Annotated in this window: 30 protein-coding genes and 1 pseudogene; 25 read left to right on the top strand and 6 right to left on the bottom strand. The window is 46.8% G+C overall.

Features of this window, described 5'->3' with window-relative positions:
• Window positions 1-101: 101 nt before the first annotated feature.
• The 19 genes from rplE to prfA all read left to right on the top strand — a co-directional run bounded on the left by rplE (window position 102) and on the right by prfA (window position 12,798).
• Entirely contained in the window at window positions 102-647 is a 546-nt protein-coding gene (rplE, locus tag QUA71_RS02305) for a 50S ribosomal protein L5 (protein WP_190657978.1), read from the top strand.
• Between the two features lie 22 nt (window positions 648-669).
• Window positions 670-1,074 carry a 30S ribosomal protein S8 gene (gene rpsH / locus QUA71_RS02300; RefSeq protein WP_190657976.1) on the top strand — a complete coding sequence of 135 codons (405 nt, stop codon included), beginning with the start codon at window positions 670-672 and terminating at the stop codon, window positions 1,072-1,074.
• Window positions 1,075-1,196: 122 nt separating this feature from the next.
• Window positions 1,197-1,745 (top strand): 50S ribosomal protein L6, encoded by a 549-nt coding sequence (gene rplF, locus QUA71_RS02295; RefSeq protein WP_006634987.1) that lies wholly within the window; start codon window positions 1,197-1,199, stop codon window positions 1,743-1,745.
• 2 nt (window positions 1,746-1,747) lie between these two features.
• The gene (gene rplR / locus QUA71_RS02290) at window positions 1,748-2,110 is read left to right on the top strand and encodes a 50S ribosomal protein L18 (protein WP_190657974.1); all 363 of its coding nucleotides are present in this window, start codon (window positions 1,748-1,750) and stop codon (window positions 2,108-2,110) included.
• A 162-nt stretch (window positions 2,111-2,272) separates the two neighbouring features.
• A complete protein-coding gene (gene rpsE / locus QUA71_RS02285) occupies window positions 2,273-2,818 on the top strand; it encodes a 30S ribosomal protein S5 (RefSeq protein ID WP_006634985.1) in 546 nt (181 codons plus the stop codon).
• Between the two features lie 146 nt (window positions 2,819-2,964).
• Entirely contained in the window at window positions 2,965-3,411 is a 447-nt protein-coding gene (rplO, locus tag QUA71_RS02280) for a 50S ribosomal protein L15 (RefSeq protein ID WP_190657972.1), read from the top strand.
• Window positions 3,412-3,513: 102 nt separating this feature from the next.
• Window positions 3,514-4,818, top strand: coding sequence for a preprotein translocase subunit SecY (secY, locus tag QUA71_RS02275; protein ID WP_333281692.1), 1,305 nt, complete (start codon window positions 3,514-3,516; stop codon window positions 4,816-4,818).
• Window positions 4,819-4,823: 5 nt separating this feature from the next.
• Window positions 4,824-5,405: an adenylate kinase gene (locus QUA71_RS02270; RefSeq protein WP_190657968.1), complete on the top strand. Its 582-nt coding sequence runs from the start codon at window positions 4,824-4,826 to the stop codon at window positions 5,403-5,405.
• Between the two features lie 292 nt (window positions 5,406-5,697).
• On the top strand, window positions 5,698-5,922 hold the full coding sequence (gene infA, locus QUA71_RS02265) for a translation initiation factor IF-1 (RefSeq protein ID WP_006276978.1): 225 nt from the start codon (window positions 5,698-5,700) through the stop codon (window positions 5,920-5,922).
• 368 nt (window positions 5,923-6,290) lie between these two features.
• Complete coding sequence (gene rpmJ / locus QUA71_RS02260) at window positions 6,291-6,404, top strand: 50S ribosomal protein L36 (RefSeq protein ID WP_015178722.1); 114 nt, start codon at window positions 6,291-6,293, stop codon at window positions 6,402-6,404.
• 83 nt (window positions 6,405-6,487) lie between these two features.
• On the top strand, window positions 6,488-6,871 hold the full coding sequence (gene rpsM / locus QUA71_RS02255) for a 30S ribosomal protein S13 (protein ID WP_006634981.1): 384 nt from the start codon (window positions 6,488-6,490) through the stop codon (window positions 6,869-6,871).
• 84 nt (window positions 6,872-6,955) lie between these two features.
• Window positions 6,956-7,354: a 30S ribosomal protein S11 gene (gene rpsK / locus QUA71_RS02250; protein ID WP_006634980.1), complete on the top strand. Its 399-nt coding sequence runs from the start codon at window positions 6,956-6,958 to the stop codon at window positions 7,352-7,354.
• 174 nt (window positions 7,355-7,528) lie between these two features.
• On the top strand, window positions 7,529-8,473 hold the full coding sequence (locus QUA71_RS02245) for a DNA-directed RNA polymerase subunit alpha (protein ID WP_332958426.1): 945 nt from the start codon (window positions 7,529-7,531) through the stop codon (window positions 8,471-8,473).
• A 125-nt stretch (window positions 8,474-8,598) separates the two neighbouring features.
• Window positions 8,599-8,949 (top strand): 50S ribosomal protein L17, encoded by a 351-nt coding sequence (gene rplQ / locus QUA71_RS02240; protein ID WP_333174645.1) that lies wholly within the window; start codon window positions 8,599-8,601, stop codon window positions 8,947-8,949.
• Between the two features lie 29 nt (window positions 8,950-8,978).
• On the top strand, window positions 8,979-9,821 hold the full coding sequence (gene truA, locus QUA71_RS02235) for a tRNA pseudouridine(38-40) synthase TruA (protein WP_333281687.1): 843 nt from the start codon (window positions 8,979-8,981) through the stop codon (window positions 9,819-9,821).
• A 139-nt stretch (window positions 9,822-9,960) separates the two neighbouring features.
• Window positions 9,961-10,416 carry a 50S ribosomal protein L13 gene (gene rplM, locus QUA71_RS02230; protein ID WP_015178725.1) on the top strand — a complete coding sequence of 152 codons (456 nt, stop codon included), beginning with the start codon at window positions 9,961-9,963 and terminating at the stop codon, window positions 10,414-10,416.
• A complete protein-coding gene (rpsI, locus tag QUA71_RS02225; protein WP_006634975.1) occupies window positions 10,416-10,829 on the top strand; it encodes a 30S ribosomal protein S9 in 414 nt (137 codons plus the stop codon). The genes rplM and rpsI overlap by 1 nt, the downstream gene beginning before the upstream one ends.
• A gap of 205 nt (window positions 10,830-11,034) precedes the next feature.
• On the top strand, window positions 11,035-11,343 hold the full coding sequence (rpmE, locus tag QUA71_RS02220) for a 50S ribosomal protein L31 (RefSeq protein WP_006634974.1): 309 nt from the start codon (window positions 11,035-11,037) through the stop codon (window positions 11,341-11,343).
• A 360-nt stretch (window positions 11,344-11,703) separates the two neighbouring features.
• Window positions 11,704-12,798 carry a peptide chain release factor 1 gene (prfA, locus tag QUA71_RS02215; protein WP_333281683.1) on the top strand — a complete coding sequence of 365 codons (1,095 nt, stop codon included), beginning with the start codon at window positions 11,704-11,706 and terminating at the stop codon, window positions 12,796-12,798.
• Window positions 12,799-12,813: 15 nt separating this feature from the next.
• Here prfA and QUA71_RS02210 read toward each other — a convergent pair whose 3' ends face one another.
• Window positions 12,814-13,230 (bottom strand): hypothetical protein, encoded by a 417-nt coding sequence (locus tag QUA71_RS02210; RefSeq protein ID WP_333281680.1) that lies wholly within the window; start codon window positions 13,228-13,230, stop codon window positions 12,814-12,816.
• Between the two features lie 135 nt (window positions 13,231-13,365).
• On the opposite strand from QUA71_RS02210, the gene QUA71_RS02205 reads away from it, so the two are divergent.
• From QUA71_RS02205 to QUA71_RS02185, 5 genes are all read left to right on the top strand, one after another.
• Window positions 13,366-13,722 (top strand): helix-turn-helix transcriptional regulator, encoded by a 357-nt coding sequence (locus tag QUA71_RS02205; protein WP_333281677.1) that lies wholly within the window; start codon window positions 13,366-13,368, stop codon window positions 13,720-13,722.
• 116 nt (window positions 13,723-13,838) lie between these two features.
• The gene (locus QUA71_RS02200; protein ID WP_333281674.1) at window positions 13,839-14,129 is read left to right on the top strand and encodes a helix-turn-helix transcriptional regulator; all 291 of its coding nucleotides are present in this window, start codon (window positions 13,839-13,841) and stop codon (window positions 14,127-14,129) included.
• Window positions 14,130-14,480: 351 nt separating this feature from the next.
• Window positions 14,481-14,606: a hypothetical protein gene (locus QUA71_RS02195; protein WP_333281672.1), complete on the top strand. Its 126-nt coding sequence runs from the start codon at window positions 14,481-14,483 to the stop codon at window positions 14,604-14,606.
• A complete protein-coding gene (locus tag QUA71_RS02190) occupies window positions 14,596-15,900 on the top strand; it encodes an AAA family ATPase (RefSeq protein WP_333281668.1) in 1,305 nt (434 codons plus the stop codon). Before QUA71_RS02195 ends, QUA71_RS02190 begins: the two co-directional genes overlap by 11 nt.
• The gene (locus QUA71_RS02185) at window positions 15,897-16,664 is read left to right on the top strand and encodes a retron system putative HNH endonuclease (protein WP_333281665.1); all 768 of its coding nucleotides are present in this window, start codon (window positions 15,897-15,899) and stop codon (window positions 16,662-16,664) included. Before QUA71_RS02190 ends, QUA71_RS02185 begins: the two co-directional genes overlap by 4 nt.
• A gap of 19 nt (window positions 16,665-16,683) precedes the next feature.
• On the opposite strand, the gene QUA71_RS02180 is transcribed toward QUA71_RS02185, so the two are convergent.
• From QUA71_RS02180 to QUA71_RS02165, 4 genes and pseudogenes are all read right to left on the bottom strand, one after another.
• Window positions 16,684-16,950: a hypothetical protein gene (locus QUA71_RS02180; RefSeq protein ID WP_333281662.1), complete on the bottom strand. Its 267-nt coding sequence runs from the start codon at window positions 16,948-16,950 to the stop codon at window positions 16,684-16,686.
• Window positions 16,935-17,027 (bottom strand): hypothetical protein, encoded by a 93-nt coding sequence (locus tag QUA71_RS02175; RefSeq protein WP_333281965.1) that lies wholly within the window; start codon window positions 17,025-17,027, stop codon window positions 16,935-16,937. Before QUA71_RS02175 ends, QUA71_RS02180 begins: the two co-directional genes overlap by 16 nt.
• Before the next feature lie 41 nt (window positions 17,028-17,068).
• Window positions 17,069-17,302, bottom strand: a complete 234-nt coding sequence (locus QUA71_RS02170) for an element excision factor XisI family protein (RefSeq protein WP_333281659.1) — start codon at window positions 17,300-17,302, stop codon at window positions 17,069-17,071.
• 77 nt (window positions 17,303-17,379) lie between these two features.
• A pseudogene (locus QUA71_RS02165) lies at window positions 17,380-17,705 on the bottom strand (element excision factor XisH family protein).
• Between the two features lie 339 nt (window positions 17,706-18,044).
• On the opposite strand from QUA71_RS02165, the gene QUA71_RS02160 reads away from it, so the two are divergent.
• Window positions 18,045-19,745 carry an ABC-F family ATP-binding cassette domain-containing protein gene (locus tag QUA71_RS02160; RefSeq protein WP_333281655.1) on the top strand — a complete coding sequence of 567 codons (1,701 nt, stop codon included), beginning with the start codon at window positions 18,045-18,047 and terminating at the stop codon, window positions 19,743-19,745.
• Window positions 19,746-19,823: 78 nt separating this feature from the next.
• On the opposite strand, the gene QUA71_RS02155 is transcribed toward QUA71_RS02160, so the two are convergent.
• A complete protein-coding gene (locus QUA71_RS02155) occupies window positions 19,824-20,741 on the bottom strand; it encodes a fructosamine kinase family protein (RefSeq protein WP_333281652.1) in 918 nt (305 codons plus the stop codon).
• Window positions 20,742-21,050: the final 309 nt, after the last annotated feature.

The following is a 21,050-nucleotide window of genomic DNA, read 5'->3' as shown; positions in this document are numbered from 1 at the left end:
TTCTGGCAAGTGACTTCTCAACTAATAACTAACATCGGTGAGACTGACAAGCGACAAATTCCCTGACCAAGCCCAGGGACAGTTAACGAAACACAAAAACTATGCCGGACAAACTCAAGGTTGTTTATCAAGAAAAAATCGTTCCGACACTGATGGATCAGTTTAAATATACTAATATCCATCAGGTTCCCAAACTCGTCAAAGTCACAGTGAACCGCGGTTTGGGAGAAGCATCTCAAAACGCTAAGGCACTGGATTCGTCGATCAACGAAATTGGCATCATCACCGGGCAAAAACCAGTAGTGACGCGGGCGAAAAAAGCGATCGCAGGCTTCAAAATCCGCAAAGGAGTACCAGTCGGCGTTATGGTGACGCTGCGCGCCGATCGGATGTACGATTTTCTCGATCGGCTGATCAACCTGGCACTCCCCCGAATCCGCGACTTCCGCGGCATCAGCCCCAAAAGCTTCGACGGGCGCGGCAACTACAGCTTGGGTCTGAGAGAACAGCTAATTTTTCCAGAAATAGAATATGACCGCATCGATCAAATTCGAGGCATGGACATTTCAATTATCACCACAGCAAACACCGACGAAGAAGGACGCGCCTTGCTTAAAGAAATGGGAATGCCGTTCCGGGACAACTAAGCACTAGAGTAAGAAGCAAAAGATGGCAGCTAACGATACCATAGCAGATATGTTGACGCGCATTCGCAATTCTTGCATGGCGCGCCACCAAACAACGCAAATTCCAGCTACAAAAATGACCCGCAGCATCGCCCAAGTCCTCAAAAGTGAAGGCTTCATCGGCGAATTTGAAGAAGCAGAAGCAGAAGGGGTCAAGCGACATTTAGTGCTTTCTCTAAAGTACAAAGGTAAAACTCGCAAGCCCATTATCACGGCACTTAAGCGAGTCAGCAAACCAGGACTGCGCGTTTACTCGAACCGTAAAGAATTGCCCAGAGTATTAGGCGGAATTGGCATTGCCATTATTTCCACCTCCAGCGGCATTATGACGGATAGAGAAGCTCGACGCCAAGGTTTGGGCGGTGAAGTGCTTTGTTATGTTTGGTAGTCATTAGTCATTAGTCATTAGTCGCTGGTCGTTGGCAACAGACTCCAAAATCAATCACTAAGGACTAATAACTAAAGACTAATAATCAAGGACTAATAACTAAAAACAAAGGACAAAAAACTATGTCGCGAATTGGCAAGCGTCCGATTAGCATTCCCAATAAAGTCACCATCACCCTAGACGGTCAAAAAGTAGCCGTCAAAGGCCCTAAAGGTGAACTTTCCCGAGTTATCCCAGCCGAAATCGTCATGGGACTCGAAGGCGAGACTTTACTCGTTACCCGGCGAGACGAATCTCGCGTCGCCAGACAACTGCACGGCTTGTGCCGCACCCTAGTCGCCAACATGGTCGAAGGTGTATCCCAAGGTTTTCAGCGGCGCCTCGAAATTATCGGCACAGGTTATCGGGCACAGGTTCAAGGACGGAACCTGATTTTAAACGTCGGTTACAGCAAACCCGTTGAAATGCCCCCTCCAGAAGGCATCACAATGGCAGTTGAAGGCAACACCAACGTCATTGTCTCCGGCATTGACAAAGAACTCGTAGGCAATACAGCAGCCCGCATCCGCGCGGTGCGTCCGCCCGAAGTCTATAAGGGCAAAGGCATTCGCTACAGCGGCGAAGTCGTCCGGCGCAAAGCTGGTAAAACAGGCAAAACAGGTAAGAAGTAACAATGAAGCTTACTCGCAAAGAATCAGTCCAGCGCAGACACCGCCGTGTTCGGCGCAAGGTGTTCGGCACCTCCGAACGTCCCAGACTAGCGGTATTTCGATCGGAGCAGCACATCTACGCTCAAGTAATCGACGACACCGCCCAGCACACTTTGGTCGCCGCGTCAACCCTCGATCCCGAATTGAAGTCAACTCTCAGTTCTGGCGGCAACTGCTCCGCGAGCGTGCAAGTCGGTCAGTTGATTGCCAAACGCTGTTCCAGCGCTGGCATAGTCAAAGTCGTATTCGATAGGGGGGGCAACCTCTATCACGGTCGTGTCAAAGCCCTCGCAGAAGCAGCTCGCGAAGCGGGGTTAGACTTCTAGAGGGGGTAATGGGTAGCGGGTAATGAGTAATTAAAAAGTAAAAAGTCAAAAGTTGAAAGTTAAAAGGCAATATCCAGATTTCTTCTATTTTTACTTTTTACTCAAACAATTACCACTTGCCGATCGCCTTTCACCAATTACTAATTCCCACAGGACAAAACTATGGCAGAACAAAAAGAACAGCGCAACAAGAAAAAAAGCAGCAATAATAAAACGCGCGAAAAAGAATCCGAATGGCAAGAGCGGGTCGTTCAGATTCGGCGCGTTACTAAAGTAGTCAAAGGCGGGAAAAAACTTAGCTTCCGCGCCATAGTCATTATCGGCAACGAACGCGGTCAAGTTGGAGTAGGAGTCGGCAAAGCTAGCGACGTAATCGGTGCCGTTAAAAAAGGCGTCGCTGACGGCAAAAAGCACCTAATTGAAGTCCCCCTCACCAAATCTAACTCCATCCCTCACCCCATCAACGGTGACGGTGGCGGAGCTAAAGTGATGATGCGGCCGGCCGCTCCGGGAACCGGGGTAATTGCAGGGGGAGCAGTGCGAACTGTTCTCGAACTAGCAGGAGTCCGCAATATCTTAGCCAAACAGCTAGGTTCCGGAAATCCCTTAAACAACGCCCGAGCCGCAGTAAATGCCCTTTCCACCCTCCGCACCTTGTCCGAAGTTGCTCAAGAGCGCGGAATTCCAGTAGAAAACCTATACGGTTAGGGCTCGCGAGAATGGGAAACTGTAAGTTTTGAGTGTTAAGTGCTTGCGTGGAAAATAAAAAAATCCGCAACTCAAAACTCACGCACTCAAAACTACTGCGTACCCGCTCTCTAAATACCAATTACCAATCACCAATTACTAAAACTATGAGATTGCAAGACGCCCGACCCAAAGCAGGCTCCCAAAAGCGCCCCCGACGCTTGGGCAGAGGTATTTCTGCCGGTCAAGGCGCGAGCTCCGGCAAAGGGATGCGCGGTCAAAAATCTAGAGCCGGTAGTGGCACTAGACCCGGTTTTGAAGGTGGTCAAAATCCTCTTTACCGCCGCCTGCCCAAGCTCAAAAGCTTCCCCTTAGTGAACCGGAAACAGTACACTACCATTAATGTAAGTAAATTAGCATCGCTGCCAGCAAACACAGAAGTTACTCTCACCTCTTTGATCCAAGCAAAAATTGTCACCACAGACGACGGGCCGCTGAAAATCTTAGGAGATGGCGAACTGAATGTACCTTTGCAAGTGCGCGCCTCCGCTTTTACCGCAGGTGCTCGCACCAAAATTGAAGCTGCAGGCGGAAGTTGCGAATTAGTTGCGTGAAGATTTGAGGTTTGAGAGTATGTCCAAATCTCAAATCCTCAAGCTTGTTATCAGAAAATGATTTAGTCGAAAATCGCAAATCTAAAATCCAACATCGTAACTATGGACGTTAGTAGAGAGAAAGCGCCAACTGCACAAGAGACGTTCATGCAGATGGCTCAAGCTGCTGGTTTGCGAGGCCGCATCCTCGTAACCATTGGCTTACTGATTTTAGTACGCCTGGGTGTCCACTTGCCAGTCCCCGGCATCGATCGAGTCGCCTTTGCCCAAAACGTCCAAAATAGCCCTTTAATTGGCTTTCTGGATTTGTTCTCAGGAGGCGGCTTGTCAGCTTTGGGGATTTTCGCGTTGGGGATTTTGCCCTACATTAATGCTTCAATTATTGTGCAACTTCTAACTGCGGCTCTGCCAAGTTTAGAAGACTTGCAGAAAAATGAAGGAGAAGCAGGGCGGCGCAAGATTTCTCAAATTACTCGCTACGTTTCTTTGGGCTGGGCAATTCTGCAAAGTATTGGCATTGCGATTTGGGTCAGCCCTTTTGCTCAATCTCCATCGCCTTTATTCATCGCACAAACTGCTTTGGCTCTGACAGCAGGGTCGATGTTTGTAATGTGGATATCGGAAGTGGTGACCGAGCGAGGTATCGGGAACGGAGCGTCGCTGCTGATTTTTATCAATATTGTGTCGGTATTGCCGCGCTCTTTGGGACAAACTTTTGAATTGGCTCAAAGCGGGGACACGCAAGTTGTCGGCCGTGTAGTCGTTCTGCTACTGGTCTTTTTGGTAACGATTGTCGGGATTGTTTTTGTTCAGGAAGGTACTCGCCGCATTCCGATTATTTCGGCCCGTCGCCAAGTCGGCCGCAAAGTTTATCGGGAGAGCCGGAGTTATCTGCCTCTGCGCTTGAATCAAGGCGGAGTGATGCCGATTATTTTTGCATCTTCCGTGTTGATTGTGCCTTCTTTCCTAGCTCAGTCTCTCAATAACCCGTTTTTGGTTCAAGTTGCTAATGTTTTGAGTCCGAACGGGCCGGCGCCTTGGGCTTACGCGCTGTTTTATCTGACTTTGATTCTGTTCTTCAGCTATTTCTACGCTTCGTTGATTGTCAACCCCGTAGATATGTCTCAGAACTTGAAGAAAATGGGCGCCAGCATTCCTGGAATTCGTCCGGGTCAGAAAACCAGCGATTATGTGGAGAAGGTTTTGAACCGTTTGACTTTCTTGGGAGCGATATTTCTCGGTCTGGTGGCTATTGTACCAACTGCTGTAGAAAGCGCGATCGGAGTGCAAACTTTTAGAGGTTTTGGCGCAACTTCCCTACTGATTTTAGTAGGTGTCGCGATCGAAACTGCTAAGCAAATTCAAACTTACGTCATCTCCCAACGATATGAAGGAATGGTGAAGTAATCGCAATGCACTTGATTTTTATGGGTCCTCCAGGGGCAGGAAAGGGAACTCAGGCTCAGCTTTTAGCAGCTCTCTGGAAAATACCCCACATTTCTACCGGTGACATCCTGCGCGCCTGCGTAGTTGCCAAAACTGACTTGGGTCAAAAAGCACAATCTTACATGGATAAGGGAGAGTTGGTTCCTGACGAGTTATTGATGGATATCGTGCAAGAACGCATGAATCAACCAGATGCTACTGCTGGCTGGATTCTGGATGGCTTTCCCCGCACAGTGCCGCAGGCAGCTTTTTTTGACAAACTGCTCTGCGATGTTGGCGGTGAGGGAAGTGCGTCTGGAAAGGACTGCGATCTCAGAGCTGTCAATTTGGACGTTCCTGACAATGTTTTGGTGGCTCGCCTGCTGTCGCGGGGGCGTCAGGACGACAATGAGGAAACCATCCGCCGCCGATTGCAAGTTTATCGGGAGCAAACTGAACCTTTGATTGAGTTTTACAGAAACCGCGAACAGTTAGTTGTGGTTGATGGCGATCGAGCGATGGAATTAGTCACCGCAGAACTGCAGCAAGCTCTCTCTGGCGATTCTTGAACTCTCTCAATACACCTTGTTACTCACCAGCTTTTGCTAAGATATGTTAACTAGGAGCTTTTTGTGCTATCAGGTTTTGTGAGGGTTGCTAGTTCCCGGATTGAACTCGATACTAATTGCCACAACTTTACTCAAGTAAAGCTAAAACAAGTGGTTGGTTGAGTCAAGAAGTCGATAAAGTCGCCCGAATTCTTGCCCGCTTTCCCGTTTGACTCCTACCAGTAAATAGGTTTTGAGGCAAATAGCGGGACACTCCTAGTTAATCAAATGTAGAGTTGAGGTAAATACCAAATTGTCTAAGCAAGATTTAATTGAAATGGAAGGGACAGTGACGGAATCCCTGCCCAATGCGATGTTTCGCGTTGACCTAGATAATGGGTTTAACGTGCTAGCTCACATTTCCGGCAAGATCCGCCGCAACTACATCAAAATTCTGCCTGGCGATCGCGTCAAAGTCGAATTGACTCCCTACGACTTGACCAAAGGCAGGATTACTTATCGCCTTCGGAAAAAATAGGCTTAGATAAAACTTTCTAAAAACTAATTCTAAGTTTAATTTAGAGAGAATTTGGTAAAAAGCTTCAAATTTATGCTATAATGCTACGTTTGTAGTGTTGCCGAGAAGGGCGTCAACAACCCAGCGGTGTACCGGGTTAAGTCATTGTTACACCGTAAAAGTATCGCTCGCCCACACTCTGGCGCAGGCGAACTTTACCCAGCAATGGGACTGGGTGCAAGCGGGCTCCTTCATGAAACAACCCGCACTTTATACAATTTAATCGAGGAGAGGCCTACACCTTGCCCAGCCTCTCCTCCCACCGCTCTACGGGCAGTCCCAGCGTGCCTGCTCTCCGGTAGAGCGGGGTTCTCCAGGCAGGAAGAAAGATGAAAGTTCGAGCATCTGTCAAAAAAATTTGTGAGAAATGTCGCGTCATCCGCCGTCGCGGTCGAGTGATGGTGATATGCACTAACCCGAAACACAAACAGCGCCAAGGTTAGAAAAAAAGAAGATTGGGCACTGCACGCAGGTGCATCCTAATTGAACATTGTAGCCAAACAGGAAAACTAGGGAGAGAAAAAGTGTGGCACGGATTGCCGGGGTAGACCTTCCACGCGATAAGCGCGTCGAAATAGGTCTGACATACATTTACGGAATAGGCTTGTCGCGAGCCCAAAAAATTATCGCTGCAACAGGCGTAAATCCTGACACTCGCGTCAAGGATTTAACAGAGGCCGACGTGACAGCTCTGCGGGCTCATGTAGAAACCACATACCAAATCGAAGGAGACCTCCGGCGCTGGGAGTCAATGAACATCAAGCGCCTGATGGACATCGGAACTTATCGCGGTCGGCGTCACCGTTTGGGTCTGCCGGTGCGGGGACAACGAACCCGTACCAACGCCAGAACCCGTCGTGGCGTCCGCCGAACAGTTGCGGGCAAGAAAAAGGCACCTTCCAAGAAGTAACATCTTTTTTGGAAAAATACGCTGGGGGCTGCTGGCTCCTAGCGCTTCGGAACATTAGTTGAGAGAAACGTTAAAGAGACTAATATGGCGCGACAACAAACAGGCAAGAAATCTGGTGCAAAAAAGCAGAAACGGAATGTACCCAATGGGGTAGGCTACATCCAGTCTACCTTTAACAACACGATTGTAACTATTACCGACCTCAACGGCGAAGTGATATCCTGGGCATCGGCAGGTTCCAGCGGTTTTAAAGGAGCTAAGAAGGGAACTCCCTTTGCAGCTCAAACAGCAGCAGAAAGTGCTGCCCGCAGAGCCAACGACCAAGGAATGCGCCAAATAGAAGTAATGGTAAGCGGGCCAGGAGCAGGTCGAGAAACTGCAATCCGGGCGCTGCAAGGGGCGGGACTGGAAATCACCCTGATTAGAGATGTTACCCCAATTCCTCACAACGGCTGTCGCCCTCCCAAGCGGCGTAGAGTCTAAAACGATTTGAGATTTTAGATTTTAGATTTTGGATAATGGCTAACTGCTTAAAGTCAAAAACTAATGGTTCTAACTGTTGCCCCGTCCATCCAAAATCCGAAATCCGTTCAGGGGTATGCTCTGCAATCTAAAATCCAAAATCAAAAATCCAAAGTGGAAAAGGGAGGTCACTCCGTGGCGCAGTTTCAAATTGAATGTATAGAGTCTAACACTGACAAAGACCGCAGTCAGTACGGAAAATTTGTCCTGGAACCGCTCGATCGCGGTCAGGGAACAACTGTTGGGAATGCGCTGAGGCGAGTTCTGCTGTCAAACTTAGAAGGAACGGCAGTAACTTCAGTCCGAATCGCGGGCGTGAATCACGAGTTTGCCACGATCGAAGGGGTACGTGAGGATGTTCTAGAAATTCTCCTGAACATGAAAGAGGTCGTCCTCAAAACTCATTCTCAGCAGCCGCAAATCGGCAGGTTGCGGATTGAGGGCCCTGTCACAGTTACGGCCGATCGCTTCGATTTGCCCTCAGAGGTCGAATTGATCGATCGCTCCCAGTACATTGCAACTCTCTCGCCCGGCTCAGTTCTGGAAATGGAATTCCGAATTGAAAAAGGCATCGGATACCGAGCTGTAGACCGCAGTCGCGATGATGGGTCGGCTTTGGATTTTCTCCAAATTGACGCCATCTTTATGCCGATTCGCAGAGTCAACTACAGCGTTGAAGATGCTAGGGTAGGCGGCACGGTCGAGAAAGACCGGCTGATTATGGAAATCTGGACTGATGGCAGCGTGACTCCTCAAGAAGCTTTGAGTCAATCTGCCCACATCCTGGTAGATTTATTTGCACCTCTCAAAGACATCACCCAAGATTCTCTCAAACCAGAGTATCCAGGTGAGGCCGATCCTACCAGCCAAATTCCGATCGAAGAATTGCAGTTGTCCGTCCGGGCTTACAACTGTCTCAAGCGGGCTCAGATCAACTCAGTTGCAGACTTATTGGATTATACCCAAGAAGACTTGCTCGAGATCAAGAATTTCGGGCAGAAGTCCGCAGAAGAAGTGATTGAAGCTTTACAAAAACGCTTGGGCATTACCTTGCCACAAGAAAAATCAGCTAAAAGTTAATCAACGGGTAACGGGTAAAAAAGTTCTGAATTTTAAGTAGGTGAGTTTTTAAGTTAAAGAATTCACCGCTCAAAACTCGCGGACTATCCCGGCGCCCAATTACCAATTACCAATTACCAACTGCTATGCGTCACCGCTGTCGCGTTCCCCAACTCAGCAAACCGGCTGACCAGCGCCGCGCCCTACTGCGCTCGCTGACCACCGAATTAATCCGCCACGGTAAAATCACTACCACTCTAGCCCGCGCCAAAGCGCTGCGCTCAGAGGCGGACAGGATGATTACCCTGGCCAAAGAAGGCTCCTTGGCCGCTCGCCGCCAAGCTATGGGCTATATCTACGATAAACAGTTAGTGCACGCCTTGTTTGAGGCGGCACAAGAACGGTACGGATCGCGCAACGGCGGCTACACCCGCGTCGTGCGAACAGTCCCCCGTCAAGGAGACAATTCCGAAATGGCGATCGTTGAACTGGTTTAATTCAATTTTGGGTTGGAGATTTGTGATTTATGACTGACAATCCAAAATCCCCAATCGAAAATCCCCAATCGATACAGCGCGTTGCTCTGGTGATCCAATACCTCGGCACTAACTTTCACGGTTGGCAGCGACAGCCGAACCAGCGTACAGTACAAGAAGAAATTGAAACAGCAATATCGACTGTTCTGGAACGCCCGGTAACGCTGCACGCTGCCGGGAGAACGGATGCGGGAGTTCACGCCGCTGCTCAAGTAGCCCATTTTGACGCCCAGGGTTCAATTCCGGCTCACCGCTGGGCAAGCGTTCTCAACTCTCGACTGGCAAAAGATATTTTAATTCGAGCTTCGGCAAAGGTGGAACCTACCTGGCACGCTCGGTTCTCAGCCAGTTGGCGGCGCTATCGCTACACCCTTTATACAGACCCGACCCCTAATTTGTTTGTGCGTCCTTTTGCTTGGCACTGCTATCACGCCCCTGTGGATGAATCTTTGATTCAGACAGCTTTGACACCGCTAATCGGGCGGCATCATCTGGCTGCTTTCCACCGCGCGGGTTCTGCCCGCCCCCATTCCTGGGTGGACGTGCAAGCGGCCGAGTGTCAGCGTTCTGGGTCTCTTATCTATATTGAGGTTCAGGCGAGCGGGTTTCTGTACGGGATGATGCGGCTGCTGGTGGGGTTGCTGGTGCAGGTGGGTCGCGGGGAAAGGCAGATCGACAATTTCACAGATATCTGGGTCAACGAACGCCGAGAAATGGTAAAATATGCCGCTCCCGCTCAAGGTTTGTGCCTGCTGCGGGTTGGCTATTCAGAATTTCCCTTTCCCCCAGATGTCTGGTACGACACTCAGCCCAAATTAGTCATTAGTCATTAGTCATTAGTCATTAGTCATTAGTCATTAGGTAACTACTAATAAAAAACTAAGGACAACTAACAATTAAAAACTGACAACTGACAACTGACAACTGACAACTAACAACAGTTAACAGTTAATAGACAACTAACAACAAACAATGAACAAAACTTACGTCCCTACTCAAGACTCCCTAGAGCACAAGTGGTACGTGGTCGATGCCGCCGACCAGCGGCTGGGCCGTCTGGCAACTGAAGTTGCCATGTACCTCCGGGGGAAACACAAACCGACTTACACTCCTTCTATGGATACCGGCGACTTCGTAATAGTCATCAATGCTGACAAAATCGCTGTTACTGGCAAAAAACGCACCCAGAAAATCTACCGCCGCCATTCTGGAAGACCGGGCGGCATGAAAACAGAAACTTTTGCCAAATTGCAAGCACGTTTGCCAGAAAGAATTGTCGAAGAAGCTATACGAGGAATGCTGCCTCACACTTCTCTGGGCAGACAACTGTTTACTAAACTCAAGGTGTACGCTGGCCCCAACCACCCGCACCAAGCTCAAAAACCAGAAGAATTAATTGTTCACACGATTCCGGGAGGAAATGAGTAATGCAAGCAACAGATACATCCGGTCGCGCTGTGTACTGGGGTACCGGCCGCCGCAAGCGTTCCGTAGCGCGGGTGCGCTTGGTTCCCGGCACTGGCATACTGACGGTCAATGGTAAAGAGGGGGATTTGTACCTGCAATTCAACCCTACTTATTTGGCTCTCGCTAAGGCCCCTCTGGAAACTTTGGGTCTGGAAAATGAGTATGACATTTTGGTAAAAGTCGAAGGCGGTGGCTTGACAGGTCAGGCTGACTCGATTCGCTTGGGTGTCGCTAGAGCACTTTGTCAATTAGACCCGGACAACCGCAAGCCTCTGAAGACTGAGGGCTATTTGACTCGCGACCCGCGGGCAAAAGAACGGAAAAAGTACGGTTTGCGGAAAGCTCGCAAAGCTCCTCAATACTCGAAGCGGTAATCGAGGGAAGAAGGAAGAAGGAAGAAGGAACCAGGAAAAGGCAAAAATTATCTATCCAGATTTTAGCTGCCTTTTTTTGAAGTTTATTTCCGATTCCTGATTCCTGGTTCCAACAGATATAAGGCAAAATTGGTGCTGTTGTTGGTGTACAAGTCCTGCAGCAGCTAAAATGGTTGTAAAGTCAAAAATTAGAGAGTAAAAAACAATGGCAAAAGATGGCATTCACCCTGAGTGGTATCCCGAATCTCAGGTTTATTGCAACGGGGAACTTGTGATGACTGTGGGTTCAACTAGACCAAAGCTTCAAGTTGATGTCTGGTCGGGAAATCATCCTTTTTATACTGGCACTCAGAAGATTATTGATACTGAAGGTCGTGTGGAGCGCTTTATGCGGAAATACGGCATGACCGAGGTAGAAATGCCGAAGGCAGATGCTTCCTCTGGACCGCTGAAAATGGAAGAGCCGAAAGCAGATGCTTCTAAGGCTGCTGGTAAAGGCAAAAAGAAGAAGTAGCCGGATTGTCATTTGTCCGCAGTTTGTTGAGAGTAGTTCTTTCTACTGGCAACTTACCGCCCTCGGATTTTAGATTTTAGATTGAAGACTTGCTACGGCTGGCAGTTGAGTTCGATCGAGTAGAGTTCGATCGACATTCTATCCTAACTGCTCTTGAGTTCTAAAATCTAAAATCTAAAATCTAAAATCTAAAATCGATCCGCCCTCGGATTGGAGAGTTTAGATTGAAGAATTGCTATGCAGGCAGTTGAGTTCGATCGAGTAGAGTTCGATCGAGATTCTATCCCAACTGTTCTTCAAATCTAAAATCTAAAATCTAAAATCTAAAATCTAAAATCGATTGACAAAGGACAACTGACAATGGCTGAATCTTATTTGCTGGATAAATTGAAGTCGGTAGAGCAAACTTTTAATGAGTTGACTCGCCGCATGGCTGACCCGGATGTGGCTAGGGACAATCAAGAGTTTCAACGGGTAGCGAAAGCTCGATCGTCCTTGGAGGAAGTGGTCGATACTTTTGCTCTGTGGAAAACCACTCAGGAAGATTTGGTGGGCACGCGACAGGTTCTCAAGGAAGCTGCGGGCGATCGAGATATGCACGAAATGGCTGCGCTGGAAGTTCAGGAACTTGAGGCGAAGCTGGAGAATTTGGAAAGTCGTTTGAAGGTTTTGCTGCTCCCCCGCGACCCGAACGATGACAAGAATATTATGCTGGAAATTCGGGCGGGTACTGGCGGAGATGAGGCTAGTATTTGGGCTGGAGATTTGCTGCGGCTGTATTCGCGCTACGCTCAAACTCAAGGCTGGCAGGTGAAGTTGGTGAGCGAGTCGCTGGCGGAAATGGGCGGCTTTAAAGAGGTGATTCTGGAAATTACAGGCGACAGCGTTTACAGCAAGCTGAAGTTTGAGGCGGGAGTACACCGGGTGCAGCGAGTGCCTGTGACTGAGGCTGGCGGCCGGGTGCATACTTCGACGGCGACGGTGGCTGTGATGCCGGAGGTTGATGATGTGGAGATTCACATCGATCCGAAGGATATTGAGATGAGTACGGCTCGATCGGGCGGCGCTGGCGGTCAAAACGTGAACAAGGTGGAAACCGCTGCGGATTTGTTTCACAAGCCGACGGGAATTCGGATTTTCTGTACTGAGGAGCGCAGTCAGTTGCAGAATAAGGAGCGGGCGATGCAGATTTTGCGGGCTAAGCTCTATGAGATGAAGTTGCGGGAGCAGCAGGATGAGGTGAAGTCGCGGCGTTTGGCTCAGGTTGGTACTGGTTCGCGATCGGAGAAGATCCGCACTTACAACTATAAGGACAATCGGGCTACGGACCACCGTTTGGGGGAGAATTTCTCGCTCAATAGTGTTTTGGAAGGGGATATTGAGGGGATTATTCAAACTTGCATTTCTCAGGACCAGCAGGAACGTTTGGCTGAGTTGGCTGCTTCTACTAATTGATGAAGTGATGGGGGGCTAGGCGCATTGTTGGCTCAGCCTCAGTCCCCTTGTTATGCGGGAGATATGGTTGAGTAGGGCTTCCCAAATTGCATCGGCGCTTTGGACGGGATATTTGAAATGTTCGAGGTCGTATTGTACAATGACTTCTAGGGGTGCTAGGATTTGCTGGTTTCGACAACTGGCAATTGCTGCGATCGCCTCTTGTTCCCATCTGGCAAATAGTCTGTAGCTGAAAAAGGAACTGCATTTTTGTCCTTTCTTGTTCAGGTAAACAACTATTACTTGATGTTGTTTGGGGTAGACTTTGACTATGCGGTTGACGGGCATTCTCAGGGCTTCGGCGGCTTCTGTTTTGGAGATTTGCCAGCATTGGGGTTTTAGCCAACCGGAGGCTGTAAGGCTTTGACGTGTATGGCGTGTCTTGCGAGTCATTTTGCTCTCCCCGAGCGATGATAAATAGAATTAGAACTATAAAAGTATTTACAGAATAACTGGTAAATTTTTAGCTGTCAAGCACGAAAGACAAATTTGTTGGTAGATAAGTAAACTAGGAGTTGTGTTTATCTGGTGACTAATACTGTGGACTCAGAAGCTAAGAAAAAACTGAGCGAAGTTGTGAAGCTAGCGCGTGGCGACCTGAGTTTTAGCGCTTTTGGTAGGCTATTGGGAGTCTCTGGTGCTGCTGTTCAGTATTGGGAAAAAGGACAGGTTCTCCCGGATACGAAAAATTTGACTCAGATTGCGGCAAGAGCGGGCTTTACGATGGAAGAGTTAATGGCTCATCTCGAAGGCAAACCAATGCCGGAACCTGTCAATACCAACGACTTGCTTAAGAAAATTCAATGTATGCCGATTAGTGAGTTGGCAGTTATTGGTAGAGCCGTGATGGATAGGCTCGCTGCTGCTGCTGAGTCTTCTGGGTAAGGACAGTTGATGTACATAGACCTGTTTACTTGTAGGTAAGGTCGAGTAGCTTGTAAGTCGTGAACATCGAAAATAGACAAAAACTTAGTGAAATCATCAAAACTGCTCGTGGAACAATGAGTCAGCGAGCGTTTGGTAAGCTTTTGGGCGTTTGGGCTACCGCTGTTCAGCTTTGGGAAAGGGGCGATACGGTTCCTGATACTGAAAACTTGGCTAAGCTCGCTGCCAGAGCTGGTTATTCGATGGAAGAACTTCTGAGATTTTTGGATGGGAAGCCAGTTTCAGCTCCCTTAGATATTCAAGATATTGTCAATAAAATTAGGTTCTTGCCTCTGAGTCAGGTGGCGCTAATTGGCAAAGCTGTAGCGGAGAGATTCGCTGCGTCGGCTGAGGCTGCTGGCGAATGAGTATTAGGCAGATTGATCTGTAAACTAGGAATTTATGTGGCTTCTGTTTTGTATTGCAAAAAAGGGCAGGTACTCTGACGGGGTGACAACCACCCTGAAGCACTTCTCTCTCCCTCTTTTGTCACTCTTAGCAGAGAAGTTTGTGTAATCCTTTCTCTTTATGGATTATGTCTTTTCTTTCACAAAAGACCTAACCTATCAGAAAATAAAGCCCGAACTATAGACAGCCTAAGCTTTTCAGAGGAGAAATTTTATTTTAATATCATCATAGTGATAGAAGAGCGATATATCGAGAGGGCATTTCGGGTGACATGCTGATGAGGCTTGGAACCTAATGCTATAAAGACACTAATGGAATTGGTTGAGTTAGCCAAAAGCTTTGAAAAACAAGCCCAAAAAGTTTTTGAAATGTCAGAAGCCTTTGCTCAAAAGTACGAAAGCAGATTAGCAGATAGGTTTAATATAAATGAAAGTTAAAACTTTAGAAATGGAAAGCTTCCGAGGACTAGGCGATCTAACCCTAGAGTTTGATTCTACTGAACCTACCCTACTGGTTGGTATCAACGGTTCGGGAAAATCAAGTATTCTTGACTGCCTCGCTACTCTGTTGTCACATTTTATTACTGAAATTCAAGAACCTGGTGCTTATCAAGCTTCTATTAGCGATCAGTATATTGTAGAAAAAGTGATAGAAAGAACTTTTTTTAAGGATGAAGATATTACATACGGTAAAAATAAAACCGCTAATAAAATTACAATTTTAATGGACTCGCAGGAAATCACATGGGATATTAATAGATCAACAGATAAAACACGTTCTCGTCCTGATGGAGCTGATATTAGAAAATTACAAGGAATTGGTTTACACATACAGAAGAAACTATCAGAGAATTCTCAAATGAATTTACCTTTGCTAGTTTATTACCATGTTAATAGAGAATTTTTTGATAGTCAAGATCATATTCAAGAAAAAAAATCATATAAATACAATCAACTCGAAGCTTATGATCGAGCTCTTACAGGAACCCGAATTAGTTTTAATAACTTCTTTGAGTGGTTTAAAGAGCTTGAAGATTTAGAAAATGAACTATTCCGTTATAACTCTAGTTATTATAATCCTTTACTACAAGCAGTGAGAAGGGCGATCGATTCACTTTTAGGTGAAGAATTATCAATGCTGCGGATACGAAGATCCCCATTGCGAATGACTATGATGAAAAAAAGTTATGAACTGATTATCAACCAACAATTATCAGATGGGGAAAAAGGTTTACTCGCAATGGCGGGGGATCTAGCAAGACGTTTGGCAATTGCAAATCCAGGTCTTCCAGATCCACTTCAAGGTGAGGGAATTGTTCTTATTGACGAGATTGAGTTACACCTTCACCCTAAGTTGCAACGTAAAATTATTCCTAGTCTGAAAAATACATTCCCTAATTGTCAGTTTATTATCACCACCCATTCACCGCAGGTTATCAGTGAGGTAAAGTCGGTATACCTTCTAAGATCAATACCAGAAGGGATTTTTGCAGAGCAGCGACAAACTTTTGGACAAGATAGCAGTCGAATTCTTGAAGAACTCATGGGTGTATCAGATCGTCCAGAGGATATCAAGAAAAGACTCCGTGAGTTATTTAGACTCATTGATGATGGCAAGATTACTGAAGCTAAACAAATGCAAGAGCAACTCGAAGAAGATATTGGAGATGATGATCCAGAGTTTGCTAGTGCAGATATGTTGATCAGGAGCCAGGAGATTTTAGCAGAATGAGATACATAAAAAAACAAGATCGTGAGCCTGATTGCCTTACTAAATTCAAGCAAGAGTTCTTGGAATGGAAAAGGAAAGATGACCCACAGTGGGAATTTAGTAAGCTTGATTGGGATGATTTTAAAAATCCACATAAAGCTGAACTTCTTAATGTTCTCTTGAAAGAGCAAGGTTATATTTGTTGCTACTGTGGAAGACGCATAAGCAGTAGTCATAATAGCCACATTGAGCATCTAAAGCCTAAATCTAAAAGTCGCAGCCCTTCCTATGCAGACCTAGTAGTTACATATACCAATTTGTTAGCTTCCTGCAATGGATATACTGAAGAACAGGAGTCGGAATATGAAGAAAAGTTAAAACAAAAGCGACACACGCCAAAACCCGCACAGGAATTCTGTGGAGCTAAAAAAGGTGAGTGGTACGATGACACTTTAACAGTCTCTCCTTTAATAGAAAACTGTGCTGAATACTTTACTTATACGGCTGCTGGAGAAATTCTCCCTGCTAATATCGATGAGAAGGCTGCCCACGAAACAATTATTCGATTGGGGCTAAATAATGAAAAACTTATAAGAGACAGAGAAGAGGTAATTAAAAAGACTTTAAAGCATATCCTTACCAAACAATTTTCCAGTCAACAGTTACAAAAATTAATTCAAGGATATGATAAACTTGATAATCAGGGTGAATATGTACGTTTTTGTGCTGTGGTTTTATATTATCTCAAGCAGCAGTACAGTGTTAAGAAAAAAAGTGGTTTATAAGTGTAAACGCCTCCTCCACCTATTCTGCCCACTCCGGGTCATGTACCCAAATCTGGCATTCATCGACCTGTAACACATCCAGCAAAAGCTCTCTCTCCGCATCGGGAAGCACCGGAAACGGATCGTAGGAAGACAAAGCACGCGATCGCACCTTCTCACCCTCACTTTTATACAACCTTCTCCTATCGCCTGCTTTAAAGGTTTTTGAAGTCCGTGAAGCGAAGCTATCCCGTAGGGAATCGCCCTCCAATTCAAATCCCTTCCACTCCATCATACTTTCAAACATTCACGCTGCTGCTCGCTACAAGGAACTCCATAAGCAGTATGAGGTCTAACATCAGGCGGTTGAAGCCCCAAAACAATTGATTTGGTCGGAACTCCCGCTGCAACTAACTCCTCAGCAATCAGGCATCGGTATTATTTGCTTGAATCCACACCTGACCGTCAATAATATCAATATGAATCACGCAATGGTGAATGCACTGCTCATTAAACCAACCTATATTTATTAACATATAACGGTCATTTTTCCAATCAAAAATTATTTCATTTTTGGTTCCACTGTCAAAAACGGGAATCTCTGCGTATTCACTAAGGAGCTGCTTAACAAGTTTGCGATAATTATTTAAGCTATCCATTGTACTATTTCCTCGATTTTTGGGTTGAAATCAACCAAATTTAGGCGATTATTATCTAGCAATATCTGACCAAAATTTTATCCTTCAAAAAGCTCTTTACAAGCATTTAGTGGAATTGCAAGATACAGTTGTCTTTCAGATTCCGTCCGTTTTAAGATGTCATAGTAAAGAGTATATTGACCCAAAGCTTGCTCTAAATCTGCAATTCTAGACTCTCTGATAAAACTTTTAACTTCAACGGCTATCTTGCGATCTTTGTTCTCAGCAGCTAATAGCTGTTCGGCACGAAGATCGATAGGTTTCTCTTCGCCCAAGCCAAGGGATACGGATCATCGGTAATTGTCCAGCCAGCCTTAATCAGAGCCTGTTTGACAACTTGATGATAAATGTCTCTTGCTGGCACGATGGCTCTCTTTTACGATCAAGGTTGACACTGACTATTATTTATAAGGTGCAGAAGTCTCAACCATTATTCGAGAAATTCAATCTGAAACAACACGCTCGCCCGATCGCCCTACCCAAATAGTCCTGAACCCACATCGAGGGCAGAAACCGGGTTTCTTCCTATATCTCTAGCCCAGAATCGGCGATTTTTCAGAGAAACCCCGTTTCTTCGCGTAACTCCTACCAAATCAAAATCTGGCAATACGCTAAATATAATTAAAATTTGTTAAGATTAACTCGACCTCAGCGCCGGCATCCCATCCGCCGCTAAACCAGCCCTTCCCCAGTCCCCACAACAATGCTGCGACTCGAACACATCAGTAAAATTTACCCCACAGGCGTCGTACTCAAAGATGTCACCTGGGAAGTCAAGCCAGGCGATCGCATCGGCTTAGTAGGCGTTAACGGTGCCGGCAAATCCACCCAACTCAAAATCATCGCCGGCGAAATCGAACCCACCGCAGGCGAAGTCATTCGCCCCGCCAGCCTCCACATCGCCTACCTCTCCCAAGAATTTGAAGTAGATCCGACTCGCACCGTCAGAGAAGAATTTTGGCGCGCCTTCAGCGAAGCCAACGAAGTCCACGAAACCCTGATGCAAGTGCATCGAGACTTGGAAGCCTCCACCCCAGAAAATCTCGACGAACTGATCCACAAAATGGATCGGCTGCAACGGCAATTTGAAGGCTTAAACGGCTACGGTTTAGAAGCCCAAATCGAGAAAATTCTCCCCGAAATCGGATTTGAACCCGAAGACGGCGATCGATTAGTCAGCGCCTTCAGTGGCGGCTGGCAAATGCGGATGAGTTTAGGCAAAATTCTCCTCCAAAAACCCGACATCCTGCTGCTAGACGAACCTACCAACCACCTCGACTTAGAAACCATCGAATGGCTGGAAGTTTACCTGAAAGGGCTGATAACCCCGATGGTAATCGTATCCCATGACCGGGAATTTCTCGATCGGCTCTGCACCCAAATCGTCGAAACCGAACGCGGAGTTTCCACCACCTACCTCGGCAACTACTCCTCCTACCTGCTGCAAAAAGCAGAAGCCAGAGAAGCCCAACTCAGCGCCTACGAAAGCCAGCAAAAAGAACTCGAAAAACAGCAAGCATTCGTAGAAAAATTCCGCGCCAGCGCCACTCGCAGCACCCAAGCCAAAAGCCGCGAGAAACAGCTAGATAAAATCGAACGCATCGAAGCGCCCACCGGCGGATTAAAAACTTTGCATTTCCGCTTTCCCCCCGCACCCCGCAGCGGCCGCGAAGTAGCAATAATTGAAGATTTGGTGCACACCTACGGCGAAAAAATCCTATTTTTGGGAGCCGACTTATTAATTGAAAGGGGCGATCGCATAGCCTTTCTCGGCCCCAACGGCGCGGGCAAATCCACCCTGCTGCGACTGATTATGGGTTTAGAAAAGCCTTCTGAAGGTACGGTCAAATTGGGAGGCCACAACGTCATCCCCGGTTACTTTGAACAGAATCAGGCAGAAGCCTTAGATTTGAATAAAAGCGTGATCGAAACCATTCACGACGAAGTACCCGACTGGAAAAATGAAGAAGTTCGGACTTTGTTGGGGCGGTTCTTGTTTACCGGCGAAACAGTATTCAAACAAGTCGGCGCTTTGAGTGGCGGAGAAAAAGCCCGTCTGGCTTTAGCAAAGATGCTGTTGACTCCCGTGAATTTACTAATTTTGGACGAGCCGACAAATCACCTCGACATTCCGGCGAAAGAGATGATGGAAGAGGCGATTCAGAATTATGACGGTACCGTAATTATCGTTTCGCACGATCGCTATTTCATCTCCCAAGTCGCCAACAAAATAGTCGAAATCCGGGATGGAGAGTTTCGCACTTATTTGGGAGATTACCACTACTATCTCGATAAAATAGCTGAAGAAAAAGAGCTAGCCAAGTTAGCCCAACTAGAAGCTGAAAAAGCAGCTAAAAAAGCCGAAAAAGAGGCAAAGAAAAAAGCTGCTGCTAAGCAAAAATAAACTTGCAACCCTCGCAGATAAACCTTAAATCCGCGTTTATCTGCGAGGGTTGCAGTTAAAAAAGAATCTGATTCTTAACTAACCCAAAATTCGATTAATCATTTGATTCGCCTGGGACTCGTAACTCCCACCAAACAAATTAAAATGATTTAAAATGTGATACAGATTATAAATAGTTTTGCGTTGTTCATACCCTGCATCCAAAGGCCAAACCTGATTATATCCCCGGTAAAACTGCCTAGGAAATCCACCAAATAGCTCAGTCATAGCAATATCAACTTCTCTATCTCCAAAATATGCCGCCGGGTCAAAAATCACCGGTTCCCCCGCAGATGTCACCCCCACATTCCCCCCCCATAAATCCCCGTGAACTAGCGAAGGTTGAGGTTCATAACCAGCTAACAATTGAGAAATCATCTCTAATAAACGTTCCCCTTGCGGAAAATGGCCGCGCCGATCCCTAGCCAATTTTAACTGATAACCAATCCGATGTTCGGCCCAAAATTCTGCCCAATTTGCCGTCCAATTATTAATTTGTATAGTTGATCCGATCGTATTATTAATATCCCAACCAAAACATCCCCTCACCCGAGCAGAATTAGGCTTTTTTCCCCCCCTTGCGAAGGGGAGGTTGGGGGGGGTGTATTTGTGCATCGCCGCCAGTTGGCGCCCCATTTCCTCCCAAGCTCGATCGCCCCCGCGGCTTTCCAAATCCAGCCATTCCAGCACAATATAAGCTGAATTCCCCTCAGTTGCCCAGCAAATCGGCTCAGGTACTCGAATCGTCTGGGTTGCCCGCATTTGCTGCAAACCCAAAGCCTCGGCTTCAAACATCGCGACTTGGGAAGCTGGAGTTAATTTCGCGAAGTAAGCGCGGGCACTGCTGCTGATATAATAGCCTTGATTGATGCAGCCACCGCTGACGGAACGGCGATTGTCGATCGAAAATTTGTCTCCTGTTACTTCGGCAATGCGTGCGGCAATTTTATCCCACATCGAATCAAATTGTATTGAGGGCGATCGAAATTACTTTAACAGGTATAGCAACTTAAAACTTAATTAGCAAAAACACCACAGATCCTATCTATACAGATAGGATCTGTGGTGTAAATAACGTTCCAGGCATAGAGGTATTGTCGAGGGGGAGTGAGGGGGCAAATATATGAGGCACCTGGGGGTTTAACAAGCGAGCTGGGGATGGTATGGGGGTGGTGCCATTGCCTCTGGCGACACTACCGAAAAGAGGTAAGGGTGAAAAACCCTGAAGACTGCATAGAATTAAGTCATCATGATTACCATGTGGAA

The sequence above is a fragment of the Microcoleus sp. MON1_C5 genome (assembly GCF_036701875.1).
Classification (GTDB): domain Bacteria; phylum Cyanobacteriota; class Cyanobacteriia; order Cyanobacteriales; family Microcoleaceae; genus Microcoleus.
Note: the sequence above shows the minus strand (reverse complement) of the source record. Positions and strands in the feature narration are given on the sequence as shown.

Excerpts from the sequence above, each read along its gene's own strand:
- rplE (WP_190657978.1), top strand. The coding sequence starts at position 102 with ATGCCGGACAAACTCAAGGTTGTTTATCAAGAAAAAATCGTTCCGACA.
- rpsH (WP_190657976.1), top strand. The coding sequence starts at position 670 with ATGGCAGCTAACGATACCATAGCAGATATGTTGACGCGCATTCGCAAT.
- rplF (WP_006634987.1), top strand. The coding sequence starts at position 1,197 with ATGTCGCGAATTGGCAAGCGTCCGATTAGCATTCCCAATAAAGTCACC.
- rplR (WP_190657974.1), top strand. The coding sequence starts at position 1,748 with ATGAAGCTTACTCGCAAAGAATCAGTCCAGCGCAGACACCGCCGTGTT.
- rpsE (WP_006634985.1), top strand. The coding sequence starts at position 2,273 with ATGGCAGAACAAAAAGAACAGCGCAACAAGAAAAAAAGCAGCAATAAT.
- rplO (WP_190657972.1), top strand. The coding sequence starts at position 2,965 with ATGAGATTGCAAGACGCCCGACCCAAAGCAGGCTCCCAAAAGCGCCCC.
- secY (WP_333281692.1), top strand. The coding sequence starts at position 3,514 with ATGGACGTTAGTAGAGAGAAAGCGCCAACTGCACAAGAGACGTTCATG.
- QUA71_RS02270 (WP_190657968.1), top strand. The coding sequence starts at position 4,824 with ATGCACTTGATTTTTATGGGTCCTCCAGGGGCAGGAAAGGGAACTCAG.
- rpmJ (WP_015178722.1), top strand. The coding sequence starts at position 6,291 with ATGAAAGTTCGAGCATCTGTCAAAAAAATTTGTGAGAAATGTCGCGTC.
- rpsK (WP_006634980.1), top strand. The coding sequence starts at position 6,956 with ATGGCGCGACAACAAACAGGCAAGAAATCTGGTGCAAAAAAGCAGAAA.
- rplQ (WP_333174645.1), top strand. The coding sequence starts at position 8,599 with ATGCGTCACCGCTGTCGCGTTCCCCAACTCAGCAAACCGGCTGACCAG.
- truA (WP_333281687.1), top strand. The coding sequence starts at position 8,979 with ATGACTGACAATCCAAAATCCCCAATCGAAAATCCCCAATCGATACAG.
- rplM (WP_015178725.1), top strand. The coding sequence starts at position 9,961 with ATGAACAAAACTTACGTCCCTACTCAAGACTCCCTAGAGCACAAGTGG.
- rpsI (WP_006634975.1), top strand. The coding sequence starts at position 10,416 with ATGCAAGCAACAGATACATCCGGTCGCGCTGTGTACTGGGGTACCGGC.
- rpmE (WP_006634974.1), top strand. The coding sequence starts at position 11,035 with ATGGCAAAAGATGGCATTCACCCTGAGTGGTATCCCGAATCTCAGGTT.
- prfA (WP_333281683.1), top strand. The coding sequence starts at position 11,704 with ATGGCTGAATCTTATTTGCTGGATAAATTGAAGTCGGTAGAGCAAACT.
- QUA71_RS02210 (WP_333281680.1), bottom strand. The coding sequence starts at position 13,230 with ATGACTCGCAAGACACGCCATACACGTCAAAGCCTTACAGCCTCCGGT.
- QUA71_RS02200 (WP_333281674.1), top strand. The coding sequence starts at position 13,839 with ATGAGTCAGCGAGCGTTTGGTAAGCTTTTGGGCGTTTGGGCTACCGCT.
- QUA71_RS02195 (WP_333281672.1), top strand. The coding sequence starts at position 14,481 with ATGGAATTGGTTGAGTTAGCCAAAAGCTTTGAAAAACAAGCCCAAAAA.
- QUA71_RS02190 (WP_333281668.1), top strand. The coding sequence starts at position 14,596 with ATGAAAGTTAAAACTTTAGAAATGGAAAGCTTCCGAGGACTAGGCGAT.
- QUA71_RS02185 (WP_333281665.1), top strand. The coding sequence starts at position 15,897 with ATGAGATACATAAAAAAACAAGATCGTGAGCCTGATTGCCTTACTAAA.
- QUA71_RS02180 (WP_333281662.1), bottom strand. The coding sequence starts at position 16,950 with ATGTTTGAAAGTATGATGGAGTGGAAGGGATTTGAATTGGAGGGCGAT.
- QUA71_RS02170 (WP_333281659.1), bottom strand. The coding sequence starts at position 17,302 with ATGGATAGCTTAAATAATTATCGCAAACTTGTTAAGCAGCTCCTTAGT.
- QUA71_RS02160 (WP_333281655.1), top strand. The coding sequence starts at position 18,045 with ATGCTGCGACTCGAACACATCAGTAAAATTTACCCCACAGGCGTCGTA.
- QUA71_RS02155 (WP_333281652.1), bottom strand. The coding sequence starts at position 20,741 with ATGTGGGATAAAATTGCCGCACGCATTGCCGAAGTAACAGGAGACAAA.